This window comes from Clostridia bacterium (assembly GCA_017438525.1).
GTDB lineage: Bacteria > Bacillota > Clostridia > Oscillospirales > RGIG8002 > RGIG8002.
The window spans coordinates 1-23,657 of sequence record JAFRVI010000027.1 but is presented as its reverse complement, the minus strand read 5'-3'; the positions used below and the strand labels follow the sequence as shown (position 1 = coordinate 23,657).

The 23,657-nt window shown below is 58.7% G+C and carries 38 protein-coding genes; 1 reads left to right on the top strand and 37 read right to left on the bottom strand.

What is annotated here, in order from left to right; translation table 11 throughout:
- Positions 1-175: 175 nt before the first annotated feature.
- Complete coding sequence (locus IJL83_03015; protein MBQ6552570.1) at positions 176-496, bottom strand: OadG family protein; 321 nt, start codon at positions 494-496, stop codon at positions 176-178.
- Positions 497-570: 74 nt separating this feature from the next.
- On the bottom strand, positions 571-1,950 hold the full coding sequence (locus IJL83_03010) for a pyruvate carboxylase subunit B (GenBank protein MBQ6552569.1): 1,380 nt from the start codon (positions 1,948-1,950) through the stop codon (positions 571-573).
- 236 nt (positions 1,951-2,186) lie between these two features.
- Here IJL83_03010 and IJL83_03005 point away from each other — a divergent pair, with 236 nt between their 5' ends.
- Positions 2,187-2,720, top strand: coding sequence for a rubrerythrin family protein (locus IJL83_03005; protein MBQ6552568.1), 534 nt, complete (start codon positions 2,187-2,189; stop codon positions 2,718-2,720).
- 293 nt (positions 2,721-3,013) lie between these two features.
- On the opposite strand, the gene IJL83_03000 is transcribed toward IJL83_03005, so the two are convergent.
- From IJL83_03000 to trpS, 35 genes are all read right to left on the bottom strand, one after another.
- Positions 3,014-3,682 (bottom strand): YdcF family protein, encoded by a 669-nt coding sequence (locus tag IJL83_03000; protein MBQ6552567.1) that lies wholly within the window; start codon positions 3,680-3,682, stop codon positions 3,014-3,016.
- A gap of 1,052 nt (positions 3,683-4,734) precedes the next feature.
- Entirely contained in the window at positions 4,735-5,076 is a 342-nt protein-coding gene (gene rplQ / locus IJL83_02995; GenBank protein ID MBQ6552566.1) for a 50S ribosomal protein L17, read from the bottom strand.
- Positions 5,077-5,094: 18 nt separating this feature from the next.
- Positions 5,095-6,042, bottom strand: coding sequence for a DNA-directed RNA polymerase subunit alpha (locus IJL83_02990; GenBank protein MBQ6552565.1), 948 nt, complete (start codon positions 6,040-6,042; stop codon positions 5,095-5,097).
- Between the two features lie 112 nt (positions 6,043-6,154).
- Positions 6,155-6,781, bottom strand: a complete 627-nt coding sequence (gene rpsD, locus IJL83_02985) for a 30S ribosomal protein S4 (GenBank protein ID MBQ6552564.1) — start codon at positions 6,779-6,781, stop codon at positions 6,155-6,157.
- Between the two features lie 15 nt (positions 6,782-6,796).
- Complete coding sequence (gene rpsK / locus IJL83_02980; protein ID MBQ6552563.1) at positions 6,797-7,204, bottom strand: 30S ribosomal protein S11; 408 nt, start codon at positions 7,202-7,204, stop codon at positions 6,797-6,799.
- Positions 7,205-7,219: 15 nt separating this feature from the next.
- The gene (gene rpsM, locus IJL83_02975) at positions 7,220-7,588 is read right to left on the bottom strand and encodes a 30S ribosomal protein S13 (GenBank protein ID MBQ6552562.1); all 369 of its coding nucleotides are present in this window, start codon (positions 7,586-7,588) and stop codon (positions 7,220-7,222) included.
- A 22-nt stretch (positions 7,589-7,610) separates the two neighbouring features.
- Positions 7,611-7,724, bottom strand: coding sequence for a 50S ribosomal protein L36 (gene rpmJ / locus IJL83_02970; protein MBQ6552561.1), 114 nt, complete (start codon positions 7,722-7,724; stop codon positions 7,611-7,613).
- Positions 7,725-7,784: 60 nt separating this feature from the next.
- Positions 7,785-8,003: a translation initiation factor IF-1 gene (gene infA, locus IJL83_02965; GenBank protein MBQ6552560.1), complete on the bottom strand. Its 219-nt coding sequence runs from the start codon at positions 8,001-8,003 to the stop codon at positions 7,785-7,787.
- Between the two features lie 3 nt (positions 8,004-8,006).
- On the bottom strand, positions 8,007-8,246 hold the full coding sequence (locus IJL83_02960; protein ID MBQ6552559.1) for a KOW domain-containing RNA-binding protein: 240 nt from the start codon (positions 8,244-8,246) through the stop codon (positions 8,007-8,009).
- A gap of 17 nt (positions 8,247-8,263) precedes the next feature.
- Positions 8,264-9,013, bottom strand: a complete 750-nt coding sequence (gene map / locus IJL83_02955) for a type I methionyl aminopeptidase (GenBank protein ID MBQ6552558.1) — start codon at positions 9,011-9,013, stop codon at positions 8,264-8,266.
- A 1-nt stretch (position 9,014) separates the two neighbouring features.
- A complete protein-coding gene (locus IJL83_02950) occupies positions 9,015-9,647 on the bottom strand; it encodes an adenylate kinase (GenBank protein MBQ6552557.1) in 633 nt (210 codons plus the stop codon).
- A 12-nt stretch (positions 9,648-9,659) separates the two neighbouring features.
- Positions 9,660-10,982 (bottom strand): preprotein translocase subunit SecY, encoded by a 1,323-nt coding sequence (gene secY, locus IJL83_02945; protein MBQ6552556.1) that lies wholly within the window; start codon positions 10,980-10,982, stop codon positions 9,660-9,662.
- Positions 10,982-11,422, bottom strand: a complete 441-nt coding sequence (gene rplO / locus IJL83_02940; protein ID MBQ6552555.1) for a 50S ribosomal protein L15 — start codon at positions 11,420-11,422, stop codon at positions 10,982-10,984. Before rplO ends, secY begins: the two co-directional genes overlap by 1 nt.
- A 15-nt stretch (positions 11,423-11,437) precedes the next feature.
- Positions 11,438-11,635 (bottom strand): 50S ribosomal protein L30, encoded by a 198-nt coding sequence (gene rpmD / locus IJL83_02935; protein ID MBQ6552554.1) that lies wholly within the window; start codon positions 11,633-11,635, stop codon positions 11,438-11,440.
- 12 nt (positions 11,636-11,647) lie between these two features.
- Positions 11,648-12,148, bottom strand: a complete 501-nt coding sequence (gene rpsE, locus IJL83_02930; protein ID MBQ6552553.1) for a 30S ribosomal protein S5 — start codon at positions 12,146-12,148, stop codon at positions 11,648-11,650.
- 14 nt (positions 12,149-12,162) lie between these two features.
- Positions 12,163-12,522: a 50S ribosomal protein L18 gene (gene rplR / locus IJL83_02925; GenBank protein MBQ6552552.1), complete on the bottom strand. Its 360-nt coding sequence runs from the start codon at positions 12,520-12,522 to the stop codon at positions 12,163-12,165.
- Positions 12,523-12,535: 13 nt separating this feature from the next.
- Positions 12,536-13,084, bottom strand: a complete 549-nt coding sequence (gene rplF / locus IJL83_02920) for a 50S ribosomal protein L6 (GenBank protein ID MBQ6552551.1) — start codon at positions 13,082-13,084, stop codon at positions 12,536-12,538.
- A 13-nt stretch (positions 13,085-13,097) separates the two neighbouring features.
- The gene (rpsH, locus tag IJL83_02915; protein ID MBQ6552550.1) at positions 13,098-13,496 is read right to left on the bottom strand and encodes a 30S ribosomal protein S8; all 399 of its coding nucleotides are present in this window, start codon (positions 13,494-13,496) and stop codon (positions 13,098-13,100) included.
- A 27-nt stretch (positions 13,497-13,523) separates the two neighbouring features.
- Complete coding sequence (locus IJL83_02910; GenBank protein MBQ6552549.1) at positions 13,524-13,709, bottom strand: type Z 30S ribosomal protein S14; 186 nt, start codon at positions 13,707-13,709, stop codon at positions 13,524-13,526.
- 14 nt (positions 13,710-13,723) lie between these two features.
- Positions 13,724-14,263 (bottom strand): 50S ribosomal protein L5, encoded by a 540-nt coding sequence (rplE, locus tag IJL83_02905; GenBank protein ID MBQ6552548.1) that lies wholly within the window; start codon positions 14,261-14,263, stop codon positions 13,724-13,726.
- A gap of 11 nt (positions 14,264-14,274) precedes the next feature.
- Entirely contained in the window at positions 14,275-14,625 is a 351-nt protein-coding gene (gene rplX, locus IJL83_02900; protein MBQ6552547.1) for a 50S ribosomal protein L24, read from the bottom strand.
- Positions 14,626-14,640: 15 nt separating this feature from the next.
- A complete protein-coding gene (rplN, locus tag IJL83_02895) occupies positions 14,641-15,009 on the bottom strand; it encodes a 50S ribosomal protein L14 (protein ID MBQ6552546.1) in 369 nt (122 codons plus the stop codon).
- Between the two features lie 31 nt (positions 15,010-15,040).
- Entirely contained in the window at positions 15,041-15,295 is a 255-nt protein-coding gene (rpsQ, locus tag IJL83_02890) for a 30S ribosomal protein S17 (GenBank protein ID MBQ6552545.1), read from the bottom strand.
- Positions 15,295-15,510, bottom strand: coding sequence for a 50S ribosomal protein L29 (rpmC, locus tag IJL83_02885; GenBank protein MBQ6552544.1), 216 nt, complete (start codon positions 15,508-15,510; stop codon positions 15,295-15,297). The genes rpsQ and rpmC overlap by 1 nt, the downstream gene beginning before the upstream one ends.
- Complete coding sequence (gene rplP, locus IJL83_02880; protein ID MBQ6552543.1) at positions 15,507-15,932, bottom strand: 50S ribosomal protein L16; 426 nt, start codon at positions 15,930-15,932, stop codon at positions 15,507-15,509. Before rplP ends, rpmC begins: the two co-directional genes overlap by 4 nt.
- Positions 15,932-16,600: a 30S ribosomal protein S3 gene (gene rpsC / locus IJL83_02875; protein MBQ6552542.1), complete on the bottom strand. Its 669-nt coding sequence runs from the start codon at positions 16,598-16,600 to the stop codon at positions 15,932-15,934. The genes rplP and rpsC overlap by 1 nt, the downstream gene beginning before the upstream one ends.
- Positions 16,601-16,612: 12 nt before the next feature.
- Positions 16,613-16,951, bottom strand: a complete 339-nt coding sequence (gene rplV, locus IJL83_02870; GenBank protein MBQ6552541.1) for a 50S ribosomal protein L22 — start codon at positions 16,949-16,951, stop codon at positions 16,613-16,615.
- A 16-nt stretch (positions 16,952-16,967) separates the two neighbouring features.
- A complete protein-coding gene (gene rpsS, locus IJL83_02865) occupies positions 16,968-17,246 on the bottom strand; it encodes a 30S ribosomal protein S19 (GenBank protein MBQ6552540.1) in 279 nt (92 codons plus the stop codon).
- A gap of 21 nt (positions 17,247-17,267) precedes the next feature.
- Positions 17,268-18,101, bottom strand: a complete 834-nt coding sequence (gene rplB / locus IJL83_02860; protein ID MBQ6552539.1) for a 50S ribosomal protein L2 — start codon at positions 18,099-18,101, stop codon at positions 17,268-17,270.
- Positions 18,102-18,155: 54 nt separating this feature from the next.
- A complete protein-coding gene (rplW, locus tag IJL83_02855) occupies positions 18,156-18,446 on the bottom strand; it encodes a 50S ribosomal protein L23 (GenBank protein MBQ6552538.1) in 291 nt (96 codons plus the stop codon).
- On the bottom strand, positions 18,446-19,066 hold the full coding sequence (gene rplD / locus IJL83_02850; GenBank protein MBQ6552537.1) for a 50S ribosomal protein L4: 621 nt from the start codon (positions 19,064-19,066) through the stop codon (positions 18,446-18,448). Before rplD ends, rplW begins: the two co-directional genes overlap by 1 nt.
- Complete coding sequence (gene rplC / locus IJL83_02845; GenBank protein MBQ6552536.1) at positions 19,066-19,701, bottom strand: 50S ribosomal protein L3; 636 nt, start codon at positions 19,699-19,701, stop codon at positions 19,066-19,068. The genes rplD and rplC overlap by 1 nt, the downstream gene beginning before the upstream one ends.
- A gap of 81 nt (positions 19,702-19,782) precedes the next feature.
- A complete protein-coding gene (gene rpsJ, locus IJL83_02840; protein ID MBQ6552535.1) occupies positions 19,783-20,094 on the bottom strand; it encodes a 30S ribosomal protein S10 in 312 nt (103 codons plus the stop codon).
- Between the two features lie 742 nt (positions 20,095-20,836).
- Positions 20,837-22,189, bottom strand: coding sequence for an undecaprenyl/decaprenyl-phosphate alpha-N-acetylglucosaminyl 1-phosphate transferase (locus tag IJL83_02835; GenBank protein MBQ6552534.1), 1,353 nt, complete (start codon positions 22,187-22,189; stop codon positions 20,837-20,839).
- Between the two features lie 341 nt (positions 22,190-22,530).
- Positions 22,531-23,535, bottom strand: a complete 1,005-nt coding sequence (gene trpS / locus IJL83_02830; protein MBQ6552533.1) for a tryptophan--tRNA ligase — start codon at positions 23,533-23,535, stop codon at positions 22,531-22,533.
- Between the last annotated feature and the right edge of the window lie 122 nt (positions 23,536-23,657).

Genomic DNA, 23,657 nt, shown 5'->3' with positions numbered 1-23,657 from the left:
TGCGGGAGCCGGAGCGGCTGCCGGAGCTGGAGCCGGAGCGGCGGCAGGAGCGGCGGGAGCCGGAGCCATGGCTTCATATTCGGCGGCGACGATGGCTTCGCCCTTCTCTACCTCTACCTCGTAGGTCTTTCCGTTGAGAGTTATCTTATATTTCATATCGGGTTCCGTCCTTTCGTCACTTTACTTCTTTGATGGAGATGAAACGCAGGGTGTTCAGCGGCTCGCCGAGCTTGTCGGCGGTTATCGCCATGAGCATCGCCGCGGTCTTGTCGGGCACGTCGAAGAGCTTGACCTCGCCGCAGGAGCCGGGGGCTTCCGCGGCCGGCGCGGCGGGAGCTTCGGCCGCTGCCGCGGGCGCGGCTTCGGCGGGCGCCGCCTTATCCTTCAGGAACACGCCCATCAGCTTGATGACGCCCATCAGCAGCACGAGCACCGCGAAGACGACCAGCAGGCCGAGCCCGGCGATCGCGAGCACGCCGCCGGCGGACTTCGCCATCTCGGCGTTGGAGTTCGCGCCCGTCGCGGCTGCCGCTTCGGAAATGAATCTCAGCATATCGGTATCCCGTCCTTTCAGATGGCTTCGATGGTGTACTTCGCCTTATTCTCCGCGTTGGCGCGGCGGTCGGTCAGGAACTTCTCCGCCTGCTGCGGGAAGGCGATGTAGGAGAGGACGTCCTCGTCGCTCTCGGCGAGGTCGCCGATCTCGGCGCGCGCCTTCTCTATCTGCGGCTCGAGCGTGTCGGCGAAGCGGCAGGTGATGCGCTCCTCGCCCTCAAGTCCCTTCTTCATAAGGTCGGCGTCGATCTCGCCGGGGGCGCGGCCGTATTCGCCGCGGAGGTACGCCTTTATCTCCTTGCTGATGGTCTTGTAGCGTTCGCCCTGCAGGACGTTCGTCGCCGCCTGGACGCCGACCATCTGGCTCATCGGAGTTACCAGCGGAGGATAGCCCATGTCCTTGCGGACGCGGGGGGTCTCTTCAAGCACCTCGGGCAGGCGGTCGAGCGCGTTCTGCGCCTTCAGCTGCGCGATGAGGTTGGAGAGCATTCCGCCGGGGATCTTGTAGTTCAGCGCGTCGGTGTCGGTCGCGAGCACGCGGGGGTTCAGCTTGCCGGCTTCGAGGAACTCGTCGCGGACGGGCTTGAACCAGTCGTTGACCTGCTTCGTGACGGCGTCGTCGAGGTCGACTTCATAGCCGAGGCGGCGCAGCGCGAACGCGAGCGTTTCGGTCGCGGGCTGGGAGGTGCCGCCGGAGAAGCAGGAGGTCGCCGTGTCGATGACGTCGGCGCCGGCTTCGACGGCTTTAAGGTAGGTCATGAACGCGAGGCCGGTCGTGCAGTGCGTGTGGACGACGAGCGGCAGGTCGACGGCGTTCTTGATCGCGGAAACGAGGTCGTACGCCTCGTCCGGAGCCATGACGCCCGCCATATCCTTGATGCAGATGGAGTTGACGCCCATTTCCTGCATCTCCTTGCAGAGCTTGACGTAGTTCTCGAGCGTATGCACCGGGCTGGTGGTGTAGGAGATCGCGCCGGAGGCGTGGGCGCCGCATTTCAGCGTTTCTTCCACCGCGACTTTGATGTTGCGGATGTCGTTGAGCGCGTCGAAAATGCGGATGATGTCTATGCCGTTTTTGACGGAAAGCTGCACGAAGCGGCGGACGACGTCGTCCGGATAGTGCTTGTAGCCGAGCAGGTTCTGACCGCGCAGCAGCATCTGCAGCTTGGTATCGGGCATCTTCTCCTTGATCCTGCGGAGGCGCTCCCACGGGTCCTCGTTCAGATAGCGCAGGCAGGAGTCGAAGGTCGCTCCGCCCCAGCATTCGACGGAGTAGTAGCCCGCCTTGTTCATCGTTTCAAGTATCCCCTCGAACTTATCGAAGGGAAGGCGCGTGGCGATGAGCGACTGATTGGCGTCCCTCAGCACCGTTTCGGTGAAACCGACTTTTTTCATATTCACTCGTCCTTTCGAGGTAAAATGCGTTCGCAAAGCGCTGTTTGCGGGTCGTCCGGCGGCGGAAACGGCATCGCGTCCCTCATCTGCCGCCATTATACAGTATATCACACACGAAGCGTGAATGCAAGCGGTTTCACAACAAATTGCGAAGCTGTTTCATAATAGACTGATTTTACTATTTACAAATCATTAAAAATATGTTATTCTTTTACTTGAAAGGAGGTCTGATTTTAATGGAACTTAAAGGAAGCAAAACCGAAAAAAATCTGATGGAGGCGTTCGCCGGCGAATCGCAGGCGAGGAACAAGTACACCTACTTCGCTTCTAAGGCGAAGAAGGAGGGCTACGAGCAGATAGCCGCCATTTTTGAGGAGACCGCGTTAAACGAGAAGGAGCACGCGAAGCTGTGGTTCAAGCACCTGAACGGCATCGGCTCGACCGCCGAGAACCTTCTCGCCGCCGCCTCCGGCGAAAACGGCGAGTGGACCGATATGTATCCGCGCATGGCCGCGGAGGCGAAGGAGGAGGGCTTCCTCCAGATCGCCGCACAGTTCGAGGGCGTAGCGAAGATCGAGAAGGCGCACGAGGAGAGATACCGCAAGCTGCTTGCGGCGCTCGAGGCCGGCGCTGTTTTCGAGAAGGACGGAACTTATATGTGGAAGTGCCGCAACTGCGGTCATATCCACGTCGGCAAGTCCGCTCCGCAGGTCTGCCCCGTCTGCGCTCATCCGCAGGCATATTTTGAGATCGTCGTCGAAAACTATTGAGTTTTTTCGGTGAGGCCGATTGATCTTCATTCGGTCAAGGTCAGAAAGAAAAACGCCGCGTCGAAAGACGCGGCGTTTTTGGATAGATTATTCTTATTTTTGACTGATCTTCGGGAAGAACAACAAACCGGAAAGCACCGGATTTATTCGTTTATCAGGCGTATTGTCCCCGCCGGCAATCAGCCGTTTCCGAGCGCTTTCAACGCCGACCGGCGCGAAAAGATCCTTTTTAAGACCAGCGTATCCCTGATTTGCGCGCCCAAAAGACGCGGCGTTTTTGCTATTATAAACGCTTATTTGTCATTCGTCACGTCGCCGTCGCCGTTGACGGGGATAGCTTCGCCGAGGATCTTCGCCTCCGGCTTGAAGACGCACTTGACGACGTCCTTGGCGCGCGCGGCTATTTCGCGCAGCTCGCGCCCCGCGCCTCCTTCGCGTTCAAGTATCTCCGCCGCCGCGCCGTAAGCTTCGACGCCCAGTCGCTCCGCGATGTAGAGAGCGCGATAGAGATGATATTTCTGAGTTACAATGATGATCTTCTTCGCCTTGAAAATCTCGCGCGCCCGATATACGCTGTCATAGGTGGAAAGCCCCGCGTGATCCATAAAGACGTCGCTCGACAGGACTCCGAGACTCACCGCCTTGCTTTTCATCACGTTGACCTCGTCGTAATTATCACGCGCATGGTCTCCGCTCATAAGCAGCTTCGGAGCGGCACCCTTTTCGTAAAGCACCACCGCCGCAGTGATCCTGTCGTGGAGCACAGAGCTCGGCTCTTCCCCGGTGACTCCCGCTCCGAGCACGAGTATGCAGTCGAATCCGCCGAGCTCGCAGAGCTCGCTCTCGCTGAGCAGTCTGTCTCTGGTGCTGAGCTTAACGTAAAAACTCAGCGCGACAGTTGCCGCGGATGCGGCGATAACAACTATCAATACGATAAGCAGCAGCTTTTTCAGAATGAACATAGCATCCTCCTTCGCAGAACGCGGGGTACAGAGCGATTATTCTGTATCTTGATTATACCATCCGCGGCAAAGACAGTCAAGCGGCTATCGCACGCGGCTTGCGGGCGGCGGGCAGCGCCCGCTTTTGAGTCGCCGCGCGTCTGCCGACGGGACTGTCATCCCGAGCGTCAGCGAAGGATCCCACACCGTAAGCAGACGCCTGCATACGTTGTCATCTTGAGCGAAGGCGAAGCCGGAGTCGAAGGATCTTGTCGGTAACGGTCGTGTTATCGGGAAAGTGCACAGTCGGAAACGGGGGCTACGCTTCGTTTTCTTTCGCGGCGTTCAGCGTGACTGCGCGGACGAGCAATGCTCGTCCCTACGGGCGCGATGCTTCGCATCGCTCCGCTCAGGATGACAAAGGGCGGCGCGAGTGCGAGAATGCACGGACGAGCGATGCTCGTCCCTACGGGCGCGATGCTTCGCATCGCTCCGCTCAGGATGACAAAGGGCGGCGCGGGTGCGAGAATGCACGGACGAGCGGTGCTCGTCCCTACGGGCGCGAAGCGTCAATATCACTGCGGCGAAGCCGCAATATCACTATCGCGGAGCGATAATATCACTGACGCGCAGCGTCAATATCACTGCGAACGCCCCGCGTTCGCCCGTGGGATTCCTCGTCGGCGCGTTCGCGCCCCCTCGGAATGACAGAGCCGCCGGCGCCGCGGAATGACGGAGCGGCGGCGACGCGGAATGACGGAGCAGCGGCGACGCGGAATGACGGAGCAGCGGCGGTTTTACATAACGCAAACCGCGCGGCATTTCTGCCGCGCGGTATGAGTAAATGTTCGGTTTTCCGGTGTAAGCGGTACCATTTCCGCGCGCCGTGGCTGAACGGCTGCGGAAGCCCCTTTCTCCGCGGCGTAGGACGCGGGAAAGGTCGCAAGCTCTGAACTCAAAGCCATCCACCGACGCTTACGCGCAGGTTTACGGTTTTAAGTTATGACGCGGCTGCGCCGCGGTTATGAACTCGCCTTCGGCGAGCGTTGACGCAAATCGCTCCGCGATTCGCGTCAGACCAGCTCGATGATCGCCATCTCGGCGGCGTCGCCGCGGCGCGGACCGGTCTTGATAACGCGGGTATAGCCGCCGCTGCGGCCTTCATACCTGGGCGCTATCTCGTTGAACAGCTTGCTGACGACGTCTTCCTTCGTGATGAAGGCGAGCGCCTGACGGCGGCTGTGAAGAGTATTCTTTTTGCCGAGAGTGACCATCTTGTCGGCGACGGAGCGCAGCTCCTTCGCTCTGTAAAGGGTGGTCTCGAGGCGGCCGTTCTCCAGCAGCGCCGTGACCATGCCCCTCATCATCGCGATGCGGTGATCGGTCGGTCTCCCGAGTTTTCTCGTTCCGGGCATATCAGTATCCTCCCTGTATCATTCTTCTTCCCTGCGCAGGGACAAGCCCAGCGAGGCGATCTTGGAGATGACTTCTTCAAGCGACTTCTTGCCGAGGTTTCTGACCTTGATCATATCCTCTTCGGAGAAGTTGATGAGGTCCTCCACAGTGTTGATTCCCGCCCGTTTCAGGCAGTTGAAGGAGCGCACCGAGAAGTCGAGCTCCTCGATCGTCATTTCGAGCACCTTTTCCTTGCTCACTTCTTCCTTCTCGATGATTATCGAAGCGTCCTTCGCCTCCTGCGTCAGCTCGACGAAGAGGTTCAGGTGCTCGGTGAGCACCTTCGCGGCAAGGGCGACGACGGATTTCGCGGAAACCGTGCCGTTCGTCCAGACCTCGAGGATCAGCTTGTCATAATCGGTAAGCGAGCCGACGCGGGTATTCTCGACCTTGTAGTTGACCTTCAGCACCGGAGTGTAAACGGAGTCGACCGGTATCACGCCGATGGCGTCGTCTTCGGACTTGTTGCGCTCGGAGCTGACGTAGCCGCGGCCGCCGTTGATGACAAGCTGCATACGCAGCTCGGCGTCCTTGTCAAGCGTCGCTATGTGAAGCTCGGGGTTGAGTATCTCCACCTCGGCGTCCGGCTGGATGCTTCCGGCGGTGACTTCGCACTCGCCCTGCGCTTCGATATATACGGTTTTCGGTCCCTCGCAGTTGAGCTTGGCGATGATGGACTTGACGTTGAGAACTATCTCGGTAACGTCCTCCTTCACGCCCGGGATGGTCGTGAACTCGTGCTGGACGCCCTCGATGTAGACGGACGTCACCGCGTAGCCCTCAAGCGATGAGAGCAGAACGCGTCTGAGCGAGTTGCCCATAGTGATGCCGTAACCTCTTTCAAGCGGCTCGACGATCACCCTTCCGTAGCTGCTGCCCGGTTCCGGCTCGAAAAATTCCACTTTCGGTCTTTCGATTTCGATCATATTAACCCTCCTCTGCGGTTATAATGAGACGGCTCTGCGCGCGAAGGGCGCGCGAAGCCATACGGCGCATAAGCGCCGCGCGGACGGCGGCAAAGCCGCCTCCTTCGGCAGTTTACTTGGAGTACAACTCGACGATGAGCTGCTCGTCTACCGGGATATCGATCTCTTCGCGGGTCGGGATGCTGAGCACCTTCGCGGCGCGCGCCTCTTTGTTGAGGTCGAGCCACTTCGGCGCCGGATGAGTCGCGGTCGCTTCGAGAACGGCCTTGATCTTTTCCTTCTCGAGAGACTTGGAGGTGATGGCGACGACGTCGCCGACCTTCAGCGCGTAAGAGGGGATGTTGACCTTCTTGCCGTTGACGGTGTAGTGGCCGTGGAGCACGAGCTGTCTCGCTTCCGGTCTGGAAAGCGCGAAGCCGCAGCGGTAAACCACGTTGTCAAGTCTCGTCTCAAGAAGCTGGAGCAGGTTCGTACCGGTCTGGCCGGGTCTTCTCTCGGCTTCGGCGAAATAGTTGCGGAACTGGGTCTCGAGAACGCCGTAGATCCTTCTGGCTCTCTGCTTGGCGCGGAGCTGGATGCCGTATTCAGAGGACTTTTTGCGTCCCTTGCCGTGCTGGCCGGGAGCGAAGGGGCGGACGTTCATCGCGCACTTCTCGGAATAGCACTTCGCGCCTTTCAGGAAGAGCTTCTCGCCCTCTCTGCGGCACTGTCTGCATACCGCTTCAGTATATCTTGCCATATTCTTATTCCTCCGTTACACGCGTCTTCTCTTGGGCGGACGGCATCCGTTGTGGGGGATCGGCGTGACGTCTTTGATCATGCTGATCTCCAGGCCGGCTGCCTGCAGCGCCCTGATGGCCGCTTCTCTGCCCGAACCGGGGCCCTTGACGTAAACTTCGACGGAGCGAAGCCCGTATTCCATGGCCGCCTTCGCGGCGGTCTCCGCGGCGGACTGAGCCGCGAACGGAGTGGACTTACGGGAACCGCGGAAGCCGAGGCCGCCCGCGGACGCCCAGGACAGAGCGTTGCCCTGCGTGTCGGTTATCGTTACGATCGTGTTGTTGAAGGTCGACTGGATGTGAGCCGCGCCCTTGTCAACAAACTTTTTCTCACGGCGGCGACGGACTGTCGCAGCGCCTTTTTTCGCTGTTTTAGCTGCCATTATTCCGTTGCCTCCTTACTTCTTCTTGTTCGCAATGGTCTTCTTCGGACCCTTGCGGGTTCTCGCGTTGGTCTTGGATCTCTGGCCGCGGACGGGCAGTCCCTTGCGGTGACGCACGCCTCTGTAGCAGCCGATCTCGACCAGGCGCTTGATGTCGAGCGCGACTTCTCTGCGAAGGTCGCCTTCGACGCTGTAATTCGCCTCGATGAACTCTCTGATCTTGGAAACTTCATCGTCGGTAAGGTCTTTGACTCTGGTATCGGGATTGATTCCCGTTTTGCTCAAAATCTCGTTTGAGCGGGTCCTGCCTATGCCGTAGATATAGGTGAGGCCTATCTCAACGCGCTTTTCGTTCGGCAGATCAACACCGGAAATTCGTGCCATTTACTTCTGCACCTCCATTTTATTAGCCCTGCTTCTGCTTGTGCTTGGGGTTCTCACAGATGACCATGACGCGCCCCTTGCGCTTGATTATCTTGCATTTTTCACACATCGGTTTTACCGAAGGTCTGACTTTCATAATATTTTCCTCCTACGCTATGCGATGATTCGCTGTGCTTCAGCGGCGGAAACCCGCCTCTTACTTGTTTCTCCAGGTGATGCGGCCTCTTGTCAGGTCGTAGGGAGACATTTCAAGCGTCACCCTGTCGCCCGGGAGAATCTTGATGTAGTTCATTCTGAGTTTGCCCGAGATATGCGCCAGAACGATGTGGTCATTCTGCAGCTTCACCGAGAACATGGCGTTGGGAAGCGCCTCGACGACTACTCCTTCCAGCTCGATCATATCTTCTTTTGACATAAATTACCTCCAGGAACTTAACAGCTTTCTGAGAACGTGGTCTTCCGCGTTTTTCGCATCCGCGGTATCAAGTTTGCCCAAATACGCGAGATGCCTGACGTTTTTTCGCTTCGGCTTCGCTTGTCTGCGAAGCTCTCCGTCGACGACGGAGGCGAAGCCGTTTTCCACGGCGATGACCGCGTAAACGCGGCCCTTGTCGTGCCCCGCACGGGACCGGACGACGCAACCGGGTTCAATCTCCATAGAAATCTCCTTTTGCGTTATACCTTCGTCAGTATCTCCGCGCCGTTCGGCGTGATAGCGACCGTGTGTTCGAAATGCGCGGACAGCTTGTTATCCGCGGTCACGACGGTCCACTCGTTGGGGAGGGTGAAGACACGCTCGCTGCCCTGCGTGAGCATGGGCTCTATCGCGATGGTCATACCCTCGCAAAGTCTGACACCGTGCCCCGCCCTGCCGTAATTCGGCACGTCGGGCGGCTCGTGGAGATGCGTTCCGACGCCGTGGCCGGTGTAGTCGCGCAGCACGGAGTATCCGTGCGCGAGCGCCTCGCTCTCCACCGCGGAACCGATGTCGCCGATGCGGTTGCCTATAAGCGCCGCTTCGATGCCTCTGTCCCGCGCCGTCTTCGTCACCTCGCAGAGACGCTTCGCTTCTTCGCTCACTTCTCCGCAGTAAAAGGTGTAGGCGGTGTCTGAATGGTAGCCCTTTTTGAACGCTCCGACGTCGATCGTGACGATGTCGCCCTCGCGGATCACCCTGTCTTTCGACGGGATGCCGTGGATGACCTCCTCGTTGATCGATATGCACGCGGACGCGGGAAAGCCCTGATAATTCAGGAATGACGGAGTGGCTCCGTGCTTTTCGATAAAGCGGCGGATGAACTTATCCAGCTCGGCGGTGGTTACGCCGTCTTTGATGCGTTCCCCTGTTTCAACGAGAGCAGCCGCGGCTATTTTACCCGCCTCCCGCATCAACTCTAATTCAGCTTTATCTTTAAGCACTATCATATCAGCCACGCACTATCCCGACGATCTCGCTCGCGATCTCGCCGATGGAGGCGCTGCCGTCGACGGGGAAAAGGATCCCTTTGTCGCGGTAATACGCCTGCAGCGGCTCGGTCTGTCGGTGGAACACCTCCAGCCGTTCGCGAACGACCTCCTCCCTGTCGTCCTCGCGGACGCTCAGGGGCTCGCCGCATACCCCGCAGCGGTCTCCCGCCGGGGACGGATTGTTCTCGAGGTGGTAGGTCGCGCCGCACTTCAGGCAGACGCGGCGTCCGCTCATGCGCTTTATAAGCACGTCGTCGGCTACCTCGATGTCAATCACCTTGTCTATAACAATTCCCATCCCGCAAAGCCCTTCCGCCTGCGCTATCGTGCGCGGGAAGCCGTCGAGTATGAACCCTCCGGCGCAGTCGGGCTTCGCGAGTCTGGTCCTTATTATTTCGATAACGATCTCGTCCGCGAGAAGCTTGCCTTCGTTTATCGCCTGCTGCGCCGCAGCGCCCAGCTCGCTTCCGGCGGCTATCTCTTCGCGGATGATGTTACCTGTGGAAATCGTCGGCACGCCCAGCGTTTCCGCCAGCAGCGCCGCCTGAGTTCCTTTCCCCGCTCCGGGGGGGCCGAAGAATATCAGCTTCATAGGGACCGGGAATTACTCAAGGAATCCCTTGTAGTGTCTCATCATCAGCTGGGACTCGATCGCTTCCATCGTGTCGAGCGCAACGCCGACGCAGATGAGGAGCGTGGTGCCGCCGATGCCCAGGTTGCCGACCTGCGGGAACAGGATTCCGACAAGCACCGGGATTATCGCGATCAGCGCGACCGCGAAGGCGCCTATGAGCGTGATCTTGTTGAGTATCTTCTTGATGTACTGGACGGTCGGTTCGCCCGGACGGATGCCGGGGATCGAGCCGCTGTTCTTCCTCAGGTTATTCGCGATCTCCTGCGGATCGTAGGAAATCGAGATGTAGAAGAAGTTGAAGAAGATTATCAACAGGAAGAATACGATGGCGTATACCCAGGACCTCGGTCCGAACCACTTCTGGATGAAGACGATCCATCCCTGAGTCTGATCGGCGAAGAACTCGGTGATCATCTGCGGCATGCTCACAAGGGAGCTGGCGAAGATGATGGACATAACGCCCGACATATTCAGCTTGAAGGGGATGTGGGTGCTCTGGCCGCCGTAGACCTTGCGGCCGACGACGCGCTTGGCGTACTGAACGGCGATGCGGCGTTCCGTCGCGGAGATCACGACGACGTAGACGATCATGAACAGGATGCCCAGGATGATCGCGGTCGCGAGGATCCATTCGCTGTTGCGGTACAGCTCGATAAGGTAGAGCACCAAACTCTTGAAGTTCGCCAGAATACCGGCGAAGAGGATCATGGAGATACCGTTGCCGATACCCTTCTCATTGATCTGTTCGCCCAGCCACATGACCAGCGCGGTGCCGGCCACGAAGCAGGAGATGATGACGATGGCTCTGAACCAGTCGCCGCCGCCGAAGGGCGTGTTGGTCGCGAGGACCGCCTGGGTCGTTCCGTCTTCGAGCGTCGCGGTGTTGCGGGTCAGGGTGATGTAGTACACGAAGCCCTGCAGCAAGCCGAGAGTGACGGCGACGTAGCGGGTGATCTGCGCGATGCGCTTCCTGCCGTTCTCCTCATCCTTCGAGAGTCTCTCGAGGGCGGGGATCGCGACGGTCAGCAGCTGCATGATTATGGACGCGTTGATGAAGGGCGTGATGGACATCGCGAACAGCGTTGCGTTCTGGAACGCGCCGCCGGTCAGCAGTCCGAGGTACGTCGACAACGTGCCCTGCTGGCTCGATGCTGCCGCCTGGACGGCGTCGGGGTTCAGGAACGGAACCATGACGTGGCATCCGAGACGGAAGATGAGAATGATGAAAAGGGTGTAGATGATCTTATTTCTTATCTCCCGAACTCTGAAAGCGTTCTTAAGCGTCGAAAACATCAGATCACCTCGGCCTTTCCGCCGGCAGCTTCGATCTTCTGCTGCGCGGCCTTGGTGAAGCCGGCCGCCTTGACGGTGAGCTTCTTGGTCAGCTCGCCGTTGGCGAGGATTCTTATACCGTCGTTTGCTTTGGAGATAACGCCGGTGTCGAGGAGAAGCTGCGCGTCGACCACGGTGCCGTTATCGAAACGCTCGAGCTCATAGATATAGACCTCGACGAGCTTCTTGGCGAACACGTTCGTGAAGCCCCTCTTGGGCAGGCGTCTGGTGATGGGCATCTGGCCGCCTTCGAATCCGACACGGACTCCGCCGCCGGAGCGCGCGTTCTGTCCCTTGTGTCCTTTGCCGGCGGTCTTGCCGTTGCCGCTGCCCGCGCCTCTGCCTTTGCGCCATGCCTTTCTGGAATCGCCCTCGGCAGGTGTGAGATCACACAATTTCATACGCGTAGCACCTCCTTACAGTTCTTTGACTTCTACTAAATAGCAGATGTGGGCGAGCTTGCCGTTGGTCGCGTCATTGACGGGCTGAACGCTCTTGTCGCCGATCTTGCGAAGTCCCATGGAATTCGCGGTGGCGATGTGGCTCTTCTTCCTGCCGATGAGGGACTTGACGAGCTTGACTTCTACCTGCTTGTTGTTCTTTGCGGTAGCCATAATTTATCCTCCCTATCCGACGATCTCGGCGGGCGTCTTTCCTCTGACTTCCGCCACCTGCTCTATGCTGCGCAGGCTCTTGAGTCCCTCCATCGTCGCGTAAACGACGTTGATGGGGTTGTTGGAACGAAGGCACTTCGCTCTGACGTCTCTGACGCCGACCGCCTCGACGACGGCTCTGACGGCGCCCGACGCGATAACGCCGGTACCGGGGGCGGCGGGCTTGAGCATGACTCTGCCCGCGCCGAACGCGCCGATCGTTTCGTGAGGAAGCGTGGTGCCCTTCAGGGCGACTTTGACGAGGTTCTTCTTGGCGTCTTCGATACCCTTGCGGATGGCGTCCGGAACTTCGCCGGCCTTGCCCAGACCTACGCCGACGGTGCCGTTTCCGTCACCGACGACGACGATCGCGGCGAACTTGTAGATACGTCCGCCCTTGACGGTCTTGGATACGCGGTTTATGGCGACTACCTTTTCGGTAAGTTCAAACTGCTGTGCATCTATTCTTGACATCGTATTCCTCCCCATCAGAACTTCAGTCCGTTTTCACGGGCCGCTTCGGCGAGAGCTTGGACTCTGCCGTGATAGATGTAACCGCCGCGGTCGAAAACGACGTTCTCGATGCCGGCGTCCAGCGCCTTCTTCGCGATAAGCTCGCCGACCTTCTTGGCGCCTTCCTTGTTGCCTCCGCTGACGCCGAAGCCCTTCTCGAGAGAAGAGGCGGCGACCAGCGTCTTGCCGGCGACGTCGTCGATGATCTGGGCGTAGATGTTGCTCGTGCTGCGATAAACGCTCAGGCGCGGTCTTTCGGGAGTTCCGGATATCTTGTTCCTGACTCTGAAGTGTCTCTTGAGTCTGGCAGCGTTGGAATCTTTCTTATTGATCATATCTTCTCACTCCTTACTTCGCGGTCTTGCCGGCCTTGCCTTCCTTGCGGCGGATGTGCTCGGTCACGTACTTGATGCCCTTGCCCTTATAGGGTTCCGGCGGACGCTTTTCTCTGACTTCCGCGGCAAACTGGCCGACCTTCTGCTTATCGGGACCGGAAATGATGATCTTGTTCGGGCCGGGGACGTCGATGGTGATGCCGTCGATCTCGTCCATAACGACCTGATGGGAATAACCGAGGTTCATGACCAGCTGCTTGCCCTGCTTCTGAGCTCTGTAACCGGTGCCGTTGACCTCGAGCTCCTTGGAGAAGCCGTCGGTGACGCCCACGACCATGTTGTGAAGCAGCGCGCGGGTAAGACCGTGGAGCGCTCTGTTTTCCTTCTCGTCGTCCGGACGTTCAACGGTGATCTGACCGTCTTCCATAGTCAGCTTCATCGTGGGGCAGAGGGGCTGCTCAAGGGTTCCCTTGGGGCCCTTGACCGTGACGACGTTGCCTTCCTTGATATCGACGGTAACTCCGGCGGGGATGACGATAGGCTTTTTACCGATTCGTGACATTTCTCTTCCTCCCTTACCAGACGAAGGCGAGAACTTCGCCGCCGATGTTTTCCTTGCGCGCCACTCTGTCGGTCATAACGCCCTTGGAGGTGGACACGATGGCTATTCCCAGACCGCGCATGACCTTCGGAAGCTCCTCGCTCGACGCATAAATGCGGAGACCGGGCTTCGAAACTCTGCGGAGTCCCTGAATGACCTGCGATTTGTTGGGACCGTACTTCAGGACGATGCGGATTATTCCCTGCTTGCCGTCCTCGATGTTGGTCCAGCTCTTGATATATCCCTCGTCCAGAAGCACCTGAGCAATAGCCCTCTTTATGTTGGACGCAGGAACATCAACCGAATCGTGCTTTGCCGAATTCGCGTTACGGATACGGGTGAGCATATCGGCAATGGAATCTGTTGTCTGCATTATTTCTTCCTCCTTATAAAGTGGTTATTACCAGGACGCCTTCTTGACGCCGGGGATGTAGCCCTTGTAAGCAAGCTCGCGGAAGCATATTCTGCATATGCCGTACTTGCGGAGATACGCGTGCGGTCTGCCGCATATCTTGCAACGGTTGTAGGCACGCGTAGAGAACTTCGGCGTACGCTGCTGCTTTATCTTCATTGATGTTTTAGCCATAATTCTCTCTCCTCCTACTTCGCGAACGGAGCGCCCATAAGTGCGAGCAGCTCTTTTGCTTCTTCATCGTTGGGCGCGGTGGTTACGAACACGATGTTCATACCGCGGATCTTCTCGACCTTGTCATACTCGATCTCGGGGAATATCAGCTGCTCCTTCAGGCCGAGCGCGTAGTTTCCTCTGCCGTCGAAGGCGTCCGGGTTGATGCCGCGGAAGTCTCTGACGCGGGGAAGCGCCACGGAGAAGAGGCGGTCGACGAACTCGTACATCATGTCGCCGCGAAGGGTGACCTTGACGCCGATGCTCATGCCCTCTCTCAGCTTGAAGTTGGCGACCGACTTCTTCGCCTTGGTGACGACCGGTCTCTGACCGGTGATCGCGGCGACGTCCTTTACGATCGCGTCAAGCGCTTTCTGATTGTCCTTGCAGTCGCCCGCTCCGACGTTGACGATGACCTTGTCAAGCTTGGGTATCTGCATTACGCTCTTGTACTCAAACTTCTTCATGAGCGCGGGAGCGACTTCGTTTTTATAAAAGTCCTTTAATCTTGCCATCTCTACTCTCCTCACTTGAAGGTCTTTCCGCAGTCCGCGCGGCGGCACTTGCGGAGCTTCGTCACGTTGCCCTTGGCGTCGACGCTGACTTCATGGCCGACTCTGGTGGGCTTGCCGCACTTGGGGCAGACAAGCATAACCTTGCTGGCGTGAAGAGCGCCCTCGGCGGCGATGATACCGCCCTGCTCGCCCTGCTTGCGGGGTCTGACGTGCTTTTGCTTGATGTTGCGTCCTTCGACGATGACCTTGCCCTCCTTGGGAGAAACGGCCACGACCTTGCCGGTCTTGCCGACGTCGCCGTTCTTGCCGTGTCTGCCGCTGATGACCATTACGGTATCGCCGGTCTTAACATGTACTTTCATTCTCGTTCCTCCCCATTAAAGCACTTCGGGCGCGAGCGAGAGGATCTTCATATAATCCTTTTCTCTCAGCTCTCTGGCGACCGGTCCAAAGATACGGGTACCTCTGGGGTTCTTGTCTTCCTTGATGATGACCGCCGCATTTTCATCGAAGCGGATGGTGGAGCCGTCGTCACGGCGGAGCTCCTTCGCGGTGCGCACGATAACGCAGCGAACGACCTCGCCCTTCTTGACGACGCCGCCCGGCGCGGCCTTCTTGACGGAAGCCACGACGACGTCTCCGATGCCGGCGTATCTCCGGCGGGTGCCTCCCAGAACACGGATGCACATAAGCTCCTTCGCTCCGGTATTGTCCGCCGCTTTAAGATAGGTCTGCATTTGTATCATAATACGTTTTCCTCCTTAAACCGAAAGCGAATTACTTCGCCTTCTCGACGATCTCAACCAGTCTCCAGCGCTTATCCTTGGAGATCGGCCTCGTTTCCATGACGCGCACGGTGTCGCCGATCGCGCACTCGTTGTTTTCGTCATGGGCCTTCAGCTTGTAAGTTCTCTTAACGACTTTTTTGTAAAGCGGGTGCTTGACGTGCTCCTCGATGGCGACGACGACCGTCTTATCCATCTTGTCGCTTACGACCTTGCCGACGCGCTCTTTTCTGAGATTTCTTTCCATTACTTATCGGCTCCTCCCGCAGCGGCTATCTCTTTTTCGCGGATAACCGTCTTGACTCTCGCGATGTCCTTCTTGACGAGATTGATCCTGACGGGGTTCGTCAGCTGGTTGATCGCGTGCTGGAAGCGAAGGTTGAACAGCTCTTCCTTCAGCTCCTTGAGCTGATCGTTCAGCTCGAGCACGCTGAGTTCTTTAAGCTCTTTTACGTTTTTCACTTCGCTTCGACCTCCTCTTCCCTGGTCACAAAGCGGCACTTGATAGGCAGCTTGTGGGCGGCGAGTCGGAGCGCCTCCTTGGCGGTGGCTTCCGGTACTCCGGCGATCTCAAACAGGACTCTGCCCGGCTTGACGACCGCTACCCAGTACTCCGGCGAGCCCTTACCGGAACCCATGCGGGTCTCGGCCGGCTTCTCGGTCACGGGCTTATGCGGGAAAATCTTGATGTAGACGTTACCGCCTCTCTTGATGTAACGCGTGAGCGCGATACGGGCGGCTTCTATCTGGTTGCTGGTTATCCAGCTCGGCTCGAGGGCCTGGAGGCCGTATTCGCCGTTGGTCACCTTGTTGCCGCGGAGCGCTTTGCCCTTAAGGCGGCCGCGCTGCTGTTTGCGGTATTTAACTCTCTTCGGGATAAGCATCAGCGGTTACCCCCTCTTCTTCTCTGAGTGTTTCCGGAATCGGCAAGGACTTCGCCCTTGTAGATCCAGACCTTGACGCCGATAACGCCGTAGGTGGTGTGCGCCTCGGCGAAACCGTAGTCGATGTCCGCGCGCAGAGTCTGCAGCGGAATGGTGCCCTCGTGATAATGCTCGGTACGGGCGATCTCGGCGCCGCCGAGACGACCGCTGACGCAGGTCTTGATGCCCTTCGCGCCGAGCTTCATCGTTCTGCCGATCGCCTGCTTAAGGGCGCGGCGGAAGGAAACGCGCTTCTCGAGCTGCTGCGCGACGTTCTCGGCAACCAGCTGAGCGTTAAGATCGGGCTCCTTGATGGCGACGGCGTTGAGCATGACCGGCTTGGAAGCGAGCTTCTCGACGTCGGCGCGGAGCGCCTCGATGCCTTCGCCGTTTCTGCCGATGATCATACCGGGTCTGGCGCAGTACACGTTGATGCGGATCTTCGCGTTATCGCGCTCTATCTCGAGACGGGCGATGCCCGCGTCATAGAGCTTCTTCTTCAGGAATTCCCTGATCTTGTAGTCCTCGACAAGCAGATCGCCGAACTCTTCGTCCTTCGCGTACCACTTGGAGTCCCATCCTTTGATGACGCCTACACGGAGACCGTGCGGATTAACTTTCTGTCCCATTGATCTGCCTCCTTACTCTTCGCGTTCTTTGAGAACGACGGTTATGTGCGAGGTGCGCTTGAGAATGCGCGCCGCGCTGCCCTTCGCTCTCGGTCTGATCCTCTTGAGGGTCGGGCCGGGGGTCACGAAGCACTCGGCTACGTAGAGCTTGGAGCGGTCCATGCCGTTGTTGTTCTCGGCGTTCGCGGCGGCGGATCTGACGAGCTTCTCAACGTCTCTGCAAACGAGCTTCGGCGTGTTGCTCAGGATCGCCAGCGCCTCTCTGAGGTCCTTATTTCTGATAAGGTCGAGGACAATTTTTACTTTTCTGGGAGATACTCTCAGGTATCTCAGATGCGCAATAGACTGCATAAAAATTCTCCCTTCCTTACTTCGTGTTGGAGGTCTTGCTGCCCGAGTGCGACCTGAAGGTACGCGTGGGGGCAAACTCTCCCAGCCGGTGACCGACCATATCCTCCGTCACGTACACCGGAACGTGCTTGCGTCCGTCGTGAACGGCGATCGTGTGGCCGACGAAATCCGGAAAGATGGTGGACGCTCTGCTCCAGGTCTTGAGAACGCGCTTCTCGCCGGCTTTGTTCATTTCAATGATCCTGTTGTAAAGACGCTGCTCTACAAACGGACCCTTTTTAATGCTTCTTCCCATAAGTCTCTTTCCTCCCTCGCATTACTTACCGTTGCGGCGCTTGACAATGAACTTGTCAGTGCGGTGGTTCTTCTTGCGGGTCTTGTATCCCAGCGCGGGCTTGCCCCAAGGAGTGACAGGGCCGGGACGGCCGATCGGGGACTTGCCTTCGCCGCCGCCGTGCGGGTGGTCGTTCGGGTTCATGACGGAACCGCGGACCGTCGGGCGAACGCCTCTGTGACGGGTGCGTCCGGCCTTACCGACGTTGACGTTCTCATGGTCGATGTTCGACGCCTGGCCGATGCTGGCGATGCAGCGGACGGAGATGAGGCGGACTTCGCCGGAGGGAAGTCTGACCTGGGCGTATTCGCCCTCCTTCGCCATAAGCTGCGCCATGGTGCCGGCGCTGCGGACGAGCTGGCCGCCCCTGCCGGGGTGAAGCTCGATGTTGTAGATGAAGGTACCGACCGGGATGGAGCTTATCGGCAGGGTGTTGCCGGGCTTGATATCCGCGGCCGCGCCGTTGACGATAACGTCGCCGACCTTCAGCTTGTGAGGCGCTATGATGTACGCCTTCTCGCCGTCTTCGTACTTCACCAGAGCGATGAAGGAGGAACGGTTGGGATCGTATTCAAGGGACTGCACCGTCGCGGGCATATCCTGCTTGGCGCGCTTGAAATCGATGATCCTGTACTTCTGTCTGTTGCCGCCGCCCTGATGGCGAACGGTGATCCTGCCGTAAGAGTTTCTGCCGGCGTGCTTTTTCTTGGGAGCCAACAGACTCTTCACGGGCTTGACCTTGGAAAGCTCGGTATAATCCGTGACGGTCATGCCTCTGCGGCCCGGAGTCGTCGGATTATAAGTTTTTATAGCCATAATTCAATCTCCTTAAACAAATTCTCCCGCTGTTTAGTGCGGATAATCGCTCACTTACATGAGGCCCTCGAAGAACTCGATGGGCTTGCTTTCCTTCGTGAGCTTGACGATCGCCTTTTTCCAGGCGGAGGTGTAACCGGACGTGTAGCCCTGTCTCCTCGGCTTGCCCTTCATGTTGATCGTGTGGACGTCGGCGACCTTGACGTTGAACAGCTCCTCGACCGCAGCGGCGATCTGGGCCTTGTTGGCGCGGGGCGCGACCTTGAAGGTGTAGCGCTTATAGGTAACGCCGTCCATGGAGTTTTCGGTGATGATGGGTCTGAGAATGATATCCTGAGCCGTCATTACGCATACACCTCCTGCAGCTTCTCGACAGCGTCCTTGGCGATGACCAGACTGTCGTATTTGATGAGGTCATAGGTGCTGATGTTGTTCAGCGGGATGACCTTGACGCCCTCGATGTTGCGGGCGCTGCGGTAGATGATATTGTCGGATTCCGCGGTGACGAGCAGCGCGTTGGCGACGTTCATCTCTTCCAGCATCTTGACGATGCTCTTGGTCTTTATCTCGTCGAGCTTCAGCTCGTCGATGACATAAACTTCCTCCTCGCCGGCTTTGACGGAGAGGGCGCTCTTGAGCGCGAGGCGTCTGGCCTTCTTGTTGATCTCGTAGCTGTAGTCCCTCGGCTTGGGAGCGAAGGCGATACCGCCGTGAGTCCACTGCGGAGCGCGGGTCGAGCCCTGTCTCGCTCTGCCGGTGCCCTTCTGGCGCCACGGCTTCTTGCCGCCGCCGCTTACTTCCGCGCGGGTCAGCGCGGACTGCGTGCCCTGACGGCAGTTGGCCAGGTGGTTCTTGACCGCCGCGTGCATGACCGCGGTGTTGGGCTCGATGCCGAAAATCGCGTCGTTGAGGTCGAAATCGCCGACCTTCTTGCCGCTGATGTTATAAAGTCCAGCTTTAGCCATTATTTGTTACCTCCCTTGACAGCCGCCGTAACGGTGACGATGCCGCCCTTGTTGCCGGGGACGGCGCCCTTGACCGCGATCACGTTGTTCTCGGCGTCAACCTTGACGATAATGAGGTTCTGAACGGTGATCTTCTCGTTGCCCATTCTGCCGGGCATACGGGTTCCCTTGAAGACGCGGGAAGGGTCGGAGTTCATACCCGTCGAACCGACGCTGCGGTGGACGGGGCCGGCGCCGTGGCTCATCGGGAGCCGATGCGCGCCGTAACGCTTGATGGTGCCCGCGGTGCCCTTTCCCTTGGAGACGCCGCTGATGTCAACCACGTCGCCCTCGGCGAAAACGTCCGCCTTGATGACGTCGCCGACGTTGTACTCTCCGTCGAGCTTGAACTCCCTGAGGAACTTCTTGGGGGCGGCGCCCGCCTTGGCGAAGTGTCCCTTTTCGGGCTTGTTGACTCTGTGCTCCGCGGCGTCCGCGAAGCCGAGCTGAAGCGCTTCATAACCGTCGGTCTCGACAGTCTTCTTCTGGATCACCGTGCAGGGACCCGCTTCGATAACGGTCACAGGAGTGACGTTGCCGTCTTCGTCGAAGATCTGAGTCATACCGAGTTTTCTGCCGATAATGGCCTTTGTCATAATTTTTTCCTCCTTTGGTTATTGGTTGGCGCCGGCTTACTTCATTAATATATATAAGCCGCCGTCAACTTGACCCTCCGCTCAGTTTCTGATCTCCATCTCGACGCCGGCGGGCAGCTCGAAGCTGGCAAGCGCCTCCATGGTCTTAGCGGACGGATTCAGTATGTCAATGAGGCGCTTGTGCGTTCTCATCTCGAACTGCTCTCTGGAATCCTTGTACTTGTGGACCGCGCGGAGTATCGTGACGATCTCCTTCTTGGTCGGAAGCGGGATGGGGCCGGAGACCTTCGCTCCGGTGCGCTCCGCGGCTTCGACGATCTTAGCGGCGGACGCGTCGATCAGCTGATGATCGTACGCCTTGAGTCTGATTCTGACTTTTTCCTTGTTTGCCATGTGTGTTTTTCCTCCTGCCGAAAATAGATTAGCCCCGGAAGCGCGTCTTTTTCTGACACGCCGCCGAGCGTTTCGCCCCTGCCCGTTAAATAACCGGCAGAGCCGCAGTTGCCGCAGTCACCGGAGCATAACGCATATTTTCGGGTTACCGAATACGTCACCGGGCACGGCCGTCCGATTTGCACGGACGTTGGCGTCGGGGGTGTCCCCTCCGCCGGAGCTCCGCGGAAATAACCCGTCTCTGGGACGGCAACCTCCCGCTTCATCGCTCCCGTAGGTCTGTTCATACTGCCCGCGGCGGCGTGCCGGAGTAACGACTTCCGTTCGCCTTTTTCCGCGCGCCCGCGCTCGCTGCGCAGGGTTCCGCAGTATGGGGTTTAACAAACCACGCTCGGCTATAATATCACAGCCGAGCGCGAAATGCAAGTGTTTTTTTGCTATTTTTGAAAAAATTTTTTTCGCGGTTATATTTAGTGGAAATACGCGGGCGCGGGCACAATATGTGGACGCGGCCGCGCGGCGTCATTCCGGGGAGCCGCGAACATCTGCCGCCGCAGGCGGCAATAACACTGAAGCACAGCGTCAATATCACTATCGCGAAGCGATAATATCACTGCGGCGAAGCCGCAATATCACTTGCCGCTTCCTCTTGCAGCCGGTCGGAAAAGGCGGGGGATCCTTCGGGCTTCGCCCTCAGGATGACACCTCATCCGTCACGGACGCTCTGCGGTACGAAGGCGGATCACTGCTCGCCGTTTTCTTCCTTATTATATATAACAGACTCCGCGGCGGCGGTTTCGTCCGATTCGGGTGAAGGTTCGAGCGGTTCGGCGGCGGTTTCGTCCGGCTCCTGCGGTTTCGATTCCGTCGGCACGTCCTTCTGCCCCTTCGGCTTCAGGTGCTTGTGCACGCGGCGGCCGAGCTTGTCCGCTTCCGCGGCTCCGGCGGCCTCCTCCGCTTTCGCGGCGGCAGCGGCTTCCGGATCGCGCAGGCCGATCAGCCACCACTTTATCTTGCGGTAGAGCGCGAGCGGGGTGGCGTTGATGCGCCAGAGCGCGAAGCCGACGCCGATTATGACCGCCAGCGTGATGATCAGCAGGGCGATCCTCTCCCTGCCGAGCACGAAGAGCACCGCGACCGCGCCGAGAATGACGCAGACGCCGTAGATGAACGCGACCGACTGCTTCTGCGAAAGCCCGAGGGCGAGCAGGCGGTGATGTATGTGCTTCTTATCCGCGTGGACGGGCGACTGCCCCTTCAGTATGCGGCGGACGGCGGAGAAGATTATCTCGAATATCGGCAGGCCGAGGATTATTATCGGCACGGCGACCGACACTACGGCGTACATCTTGAAAAGTCCGGCGACCGACGCGCACGCCAGCACATAGCCGATGAAGGACGCGCCCGTCTCGCCCATGAAGATGCTCGCCGGATTGAAGTTGAACGGCAGGAAGCCGATGCACGCGCCCGCGAGCGCCGCCGTCAATATCGCGGAGGGTGCGTCGTTGAGCAGCACCGCGATTATCAGCAGCGTCAGCGACGAGATGCTCGCCACTCCCGCGGCGAGACCGTCCAGCCCGTCGATGAGGTTGACGGCGTTTATCAGCAGGATTATCCAGCCCATCGTTATCGGCACGGAGAGCCAGCCGAGCGAGATATACTCCTTCGACGAGAAGAGCAGGATGTTATTCAGCACGTCGATGCGCACGCCCGACGCCACGGCGACGCCTGCGGCGGCGACCTGGAAGGCGAACTTCTTCATCGGGCGCAGGTCATATTTATCATCCAGTATGCCGCCGGTCACGAGCACCGCGCCGCCCGCCAGGAAGCCGAAATAGCTTTTGTCGAGGTAGGGGTAGAAGCACAGCGTCGCCGTCGCGAACGCGATGAATATGGCAAGGCCGCCCATTCGCGGAATGGGCCTGCGGTGCACCCTGCGGTCGTCGTTCGGGACGTCGATCGCGCCGATGAGTATCGCCAGCCGGCGCGCGAACGGCGACGCGAAAAAGCACATCACCGCCGCGATCGCGAACGCGGCGAGCACCCACCCGAAGGGCAGCGACGTAAATGTGACGTAGACGGTTGTGTTATCCATAAGCTCCCGATTGCGAACGCTTTGCGTTCGCAGTGATATTGTCTCGCCGAAGCGAGACAGTGAAATTGCTTCGCAGTGAAATTTATGCTTCGCATAAGTGAAATTGCTTCGCTTCGCTCGCAGTTAATGAGCAAATTGCCTGCGGCAATTTGAATTATTATTGCCTTTGGCAATTTCACTCCCTCAGTCGCCTTCGGCGACAGCTCCCTCGTCTGAGGGAGCTTCCCGGACTTTGAGTAAAAAGCGAGGGATTTTCGGATGATTTTCGGCGCGGAAGGACGAAGGCCAGGCTATCTGCCTGCCGAGGACGACAAGCCGCAAAGGGCCGAAAATCACCGCTTTTATCTTTGCAGCAGCCCGACTTTCTTATATACCTTGCGCAGCGTCTTGCCGGAAATATACAGCGCGGCTTCCGCGCCGTCGGCGCAGACCTTTTCCAGATACGCCTTATCATTCATCAGGCGGTCGTATTCGGCGCGGATGGGGTCCATGACGCAGGCGACGGCTTCGCCCACGGCGAGCTTGAAGTCGCCGTAGCCCCTGCCCTCGAACTCGCGCTCGACCTGCTCCGGCGTTTTGCCGGTGGCGGCGCAGTAGATGTCGATGAGGTTGTTTATGCCTTCCTTGCCCTCTCCCCTGCGCACTTCGGCGCCGGAATCGGTGACGGCGCGCTTGAACTTGCGGATGACGGTATCTTTGTCGTCAAGCATCGAAACGTAGCCGTTCGGGTTGGGGTCGGACTTCGACATCTTCTTGGCGGGGTCCTGCAAGCTCATGACGCGCGCGCCCTGCTTCGGCATATACGGCTCCGGCACGGTGAAGACGCCGGGGAAGCTGCCGTTGAAGCGGACGGCGATGTTCCGCGCGAGCTCCAGGTGCTGCTTCTGGTCGTTGCCGATCGGCACGACGTCGGCGTTGTAAAGCAGTATGTCGGACGCCATCAGCACCGGGTAGTCGAAAAGTCCGGCGTTGACGTTGTCGGCGTGGCTCTGGGACTTATCCTTGAACTGCGTCATGCGCGAAAGCTCGCCGAAGGGCGTCCAGCAGTTGAGTATCCACGTAAGCTCCGCGTGGGTGTGGACGTGGCTCTGCACGAAAAGCAGACTGCGCGAGGGGTCGATGCCGCAGGCGATCGCCAGCGATATCGCGGAAAGGGTGCGCTTGCGCAGCTCCGCGGGCTCCTGCCGCACGGTCAGCGCGTGCAGGTCGGCGATGGCGTAGATGCAGTCGAACTCCTCCTGCAGCGCCGCCCAGTTTTTGAGCGCGCCGAAGTAGTTGCCGATGGTCGGCGTGCCGCTCGGCTGTATCGCGCTGAAGCTTATCTTCTTTCTCGTATTCTCTTCCATATTATATATACCTCTCTTCCCGCCTGTCCGCCGGAGCGGACGGCGCGGAGTCAGTCTCTTTCGGCCGCTTTGTAGTAGCAGGCCTTTTCGATATACATCATCTCGTCCGACTCGCGCAGCAT

What these genes read in the sequence shown, in the direction of transcription:
- rplP (MBQ6552543.1), bottom strand. Translation starts at nt 15,932, where the DNA reads ATGCTTATCCCGAAGAGAGTTAAATACCGCAAACAGCAGCGCGGCCGC.
- rplC (MBQ6552536.1), bottom strand. Translation starts at nt 19,701, where the DNA reads ATGACAAAGGCCATTATCGGCAGAAAACTCGGTATGACTCAGATCTTC.
- rplN (MBQ6552546.1), bottom strand. Translation starts at nt 15,009, where the DNA reads ATGATACAAATGCAGACCTATCTTAAAGCGGCGGACAATACCGGAGCG.
- rpsM (MBQ6552562.1), bottom strand. Translation starts at nt 7,588, where the DNA reads ATGGCACGAATTTCCGGTGTTGATCTGCCGAACGAAAAGCGCGTTGAG.
- IJL83_03015 (MBQ6552570.1), bottom strand. Translation starts at nt 496, where the DNA reads ATGGCGAAGTCCGCCGGCGGCGTGCTCGCGATCGCCGGGCTCGGCCTG.
- rplE (MBQ6552548.1), bottom strand. Translation starts at nt 14,263, where the DNA reads ATGGCAAGATTAAAGGACTTTTATAAAAACGAAGTCGCTCCCGCGCTC.
- rplX (MBQ6552547.1), bottom strand. Translation starts at nt 14,625, where the DNA reads ATGAAAGTACATGTTAAGACCGGCGATACCGTAATGGTCATCAGCGGC.
- rplR (MBQ6552552.1), bottom strand. Translation starts at nt 12,522, where the DNA reads ATGATCAATAAGAAAGATTCCAACGCTGCCAGACTCAAGAGACACTTC.
- trpS (MBQ6552533.1), bottom strand. Translation starts at nt 23,535, where the DNA reads ATGGAAGAGAATACGAGAAAGAAGATAAGCTTCAGCGCGATACAGCCG.
- rplQ (MBQ6552566.1), bottom strand. Translation starts at nt 5,076, where the DNA reads ATGCCCGGAACGAGAAAACTCGGGAGACCGACCGATCACCGCATCGCG.
- IJL83_02910 (MBQ6552549.1), bottom strand. Translation starts at nt 13,709, where the DNA reads ATGGCTAAAACATCAATGAAGATAAAGCAGCAGCGTACGCCGAAGTTC.
- rpsD (MBQ6552564.1), bottom strand. Translation starts at nt 6,781, where the DNA reads ATGGCAAGATATACTGAAGCGGTATGCAGACAGTGCCGCAGAGAGGGC.
- IJL83_03000 (MBQ6552567.1), bottom strand. Translation starts at nt 3,682, where the DNA reads ATGTTCATTCTGAAAAAGCTGCTGCTTATCGTATTGATAGTTGTTATC.
- secY (MBQ6552556.1), bottom strand. Translation starts at nt 10,982, where the DNA reads ATGTTTTCGACGCTTAAGAACGCTTTCAGAGTTCGGGAGATAAGAAAT.
- rplF (MBQ6552551.1), bottom strand. Translation starts at nt 13,084, where the DNA reads ATGTCACGAATCGGTAAAAAGCCTATCGTCATCCCCGCCGGAGTTACC.
- rpsH (MBQ6552550.1), bottom strand. Translation starts at nt 13,496, where the DNA reads ATGCAGACAACAGATTCCATTGCCGATATGCTCACCCGTATCCGTAAC.
- IJL83_02960 (MBQ6552559.1), bottom strand. Translation starts at nt 8,246, where the DNA reads ATGGAGATTGAACCCGGTTGCGTCGTCCGGTCCCGTGCGGGGCACGAC.
- rplW (MBQ6552538.1), bottom strand. Translation starts at nt 18,446, where the DNA reads ATGACGGCTCAGGATATCATTCTCAGACCCATCATCACCGAAAACTCC.
- IJL83_02835 (MBQ6552534.1), bottom strand. Translation starts at nt 22,189, where the DNA reads ATGGATAACACAACCGTCTACGTCACATTTACGTCGCTGCCCTTCGGG.
- rpsC (MBQ6552542.1), bottom strand. Translation starts at nt 16,600, where the DNA reads ATGGGACAGAAAGTTAATCCGCACGGTCTCCGTGTAGGCGTCATCAAA.
- map (MBQ6552558.1), bottom strand. Translation starts at nt 9,013, where the DNA reads ATGATAGTGCTTAAAGATAAAGCTGAATTAGAGTTGATGCGGGAGGCG.
- rplV (MBQ6552541.1), bottom strand. Translation starts at nt 16,951, where the DNA reads ATGCAGTCTATTGCGCATCTGAGATACCTGAGAGTATCTCCCAGAAAA.
- rpsE (MBQ6552553.1), bottom strand. Translation starts at nt 12,148, where the DNA reads ATGTCAAGAATAGATGCACAGCAGTTTGAACTTACCGAAAAGGTAGTC.
- rpsJ (MBQ6552535.1), bottom strand. Translation starts at nt 20,094, where the DNA reads ATGGCAAACAAGGAAAAAGTCAGAATCAGACTCAAGGCGTACGATCAT.
- rpsS (MBQ6552540.1), bottom strand. Translation starts at nt 17,246, where the DNA reads ATGGGAAGAAGCATTAAAAAGGGTCCGTTTGTAGAGCAGCGTCTTTAC.
- rpsQ (MBQ6552545.1), bottom strand. Translation starts at nt 15,295, where the DNA reads ATGGAAAGAAATCTCAGAAAAGAGCGCGTCGGCAAGGTCGTAAGCGAC.
- rpmD (MBQ6552554.1), bottom strand. Translation starts at nt 11,635, where the DNA reads ATGGCTACCGCAAAGAACAACAAGCAGGTAGAAGTCAAGCTCGTCAAG.
- rplO (MBQ6552555.1), bottom strand. Translation starts at nt 11,422, where the DNA reads ATGAAATTGTGTGATCTCACACCTGCCGAGGGCGATTCCAGAAAGGCA.
- IJL83_02950 (MBQ6552557.1), bottom strand. Translation starts at nt 9,647, where the DNA reads ATGAAGCTGATATTCTTCGGCCCCCCCGGAGCGGGGAAAGGAACTCAG.
- rplD (MBQ6552537.1), bottom strand. Translation starts at nt 19,066, where the DNA reads ATGGCTAAAGCTGGACTTTATAACATCAGCGGCAAGAAGGTCGGCGAT.
- infA (MBQ6552560.1), bottom strand. Translation starts at nt 8,003, where the DNA reads ATGTCAAAAGAAGATATGATCGAGCTGGAAGGAGTAGTCGTCGAGGCG.
- IJL83_02990 (MBQ6552565.1), bottom strand. Translation starts at nt 6,042, where the DNA reads ATGATCGAAATCGAAAGACCGAAAGTGGAATTTTTCGAGCCGGAACCG.
- IJL83_03010 (MBQ6552569.1), bottom strand. Translation starts at nt 1,950, where the DNA reads ATGAAAAAAGTCGGTTTCACCGAAACGGTGCTGAGGGACGCCAATCAG.
- rpmJ (MBQ6552561.1), bottom strand. Translation starts at nt 7,724, where the DNA reads ATGAAAGTCAGACCTTCGGTAAAACCGATGTGTGAAAAATGCAAGATA.
- rpsK (MBQ6552563.1), bottom strand. Translation starts at nt 7,204, where the DNA reads ATGGCAGCTAAAACAGCGAAAAAAGGCGCTGCGACAGTCCGTCGCCGC.
- rplB (MBQ6552539.1), bottom strand. Translation starts at nt 18,101, where the DNA reads ATGGCTATAAAAACTTATAATCCGACGACTCCGGGCCGCAGAGGCATG.
- IJL83_03005 (MBQ6552568.1), top strand. Translation starts at nt 2,187, where the DNA reads ATGGAACTTAAAGGAAGCAAAACCGAAAAAAATCTGATGGAGGCGTTC.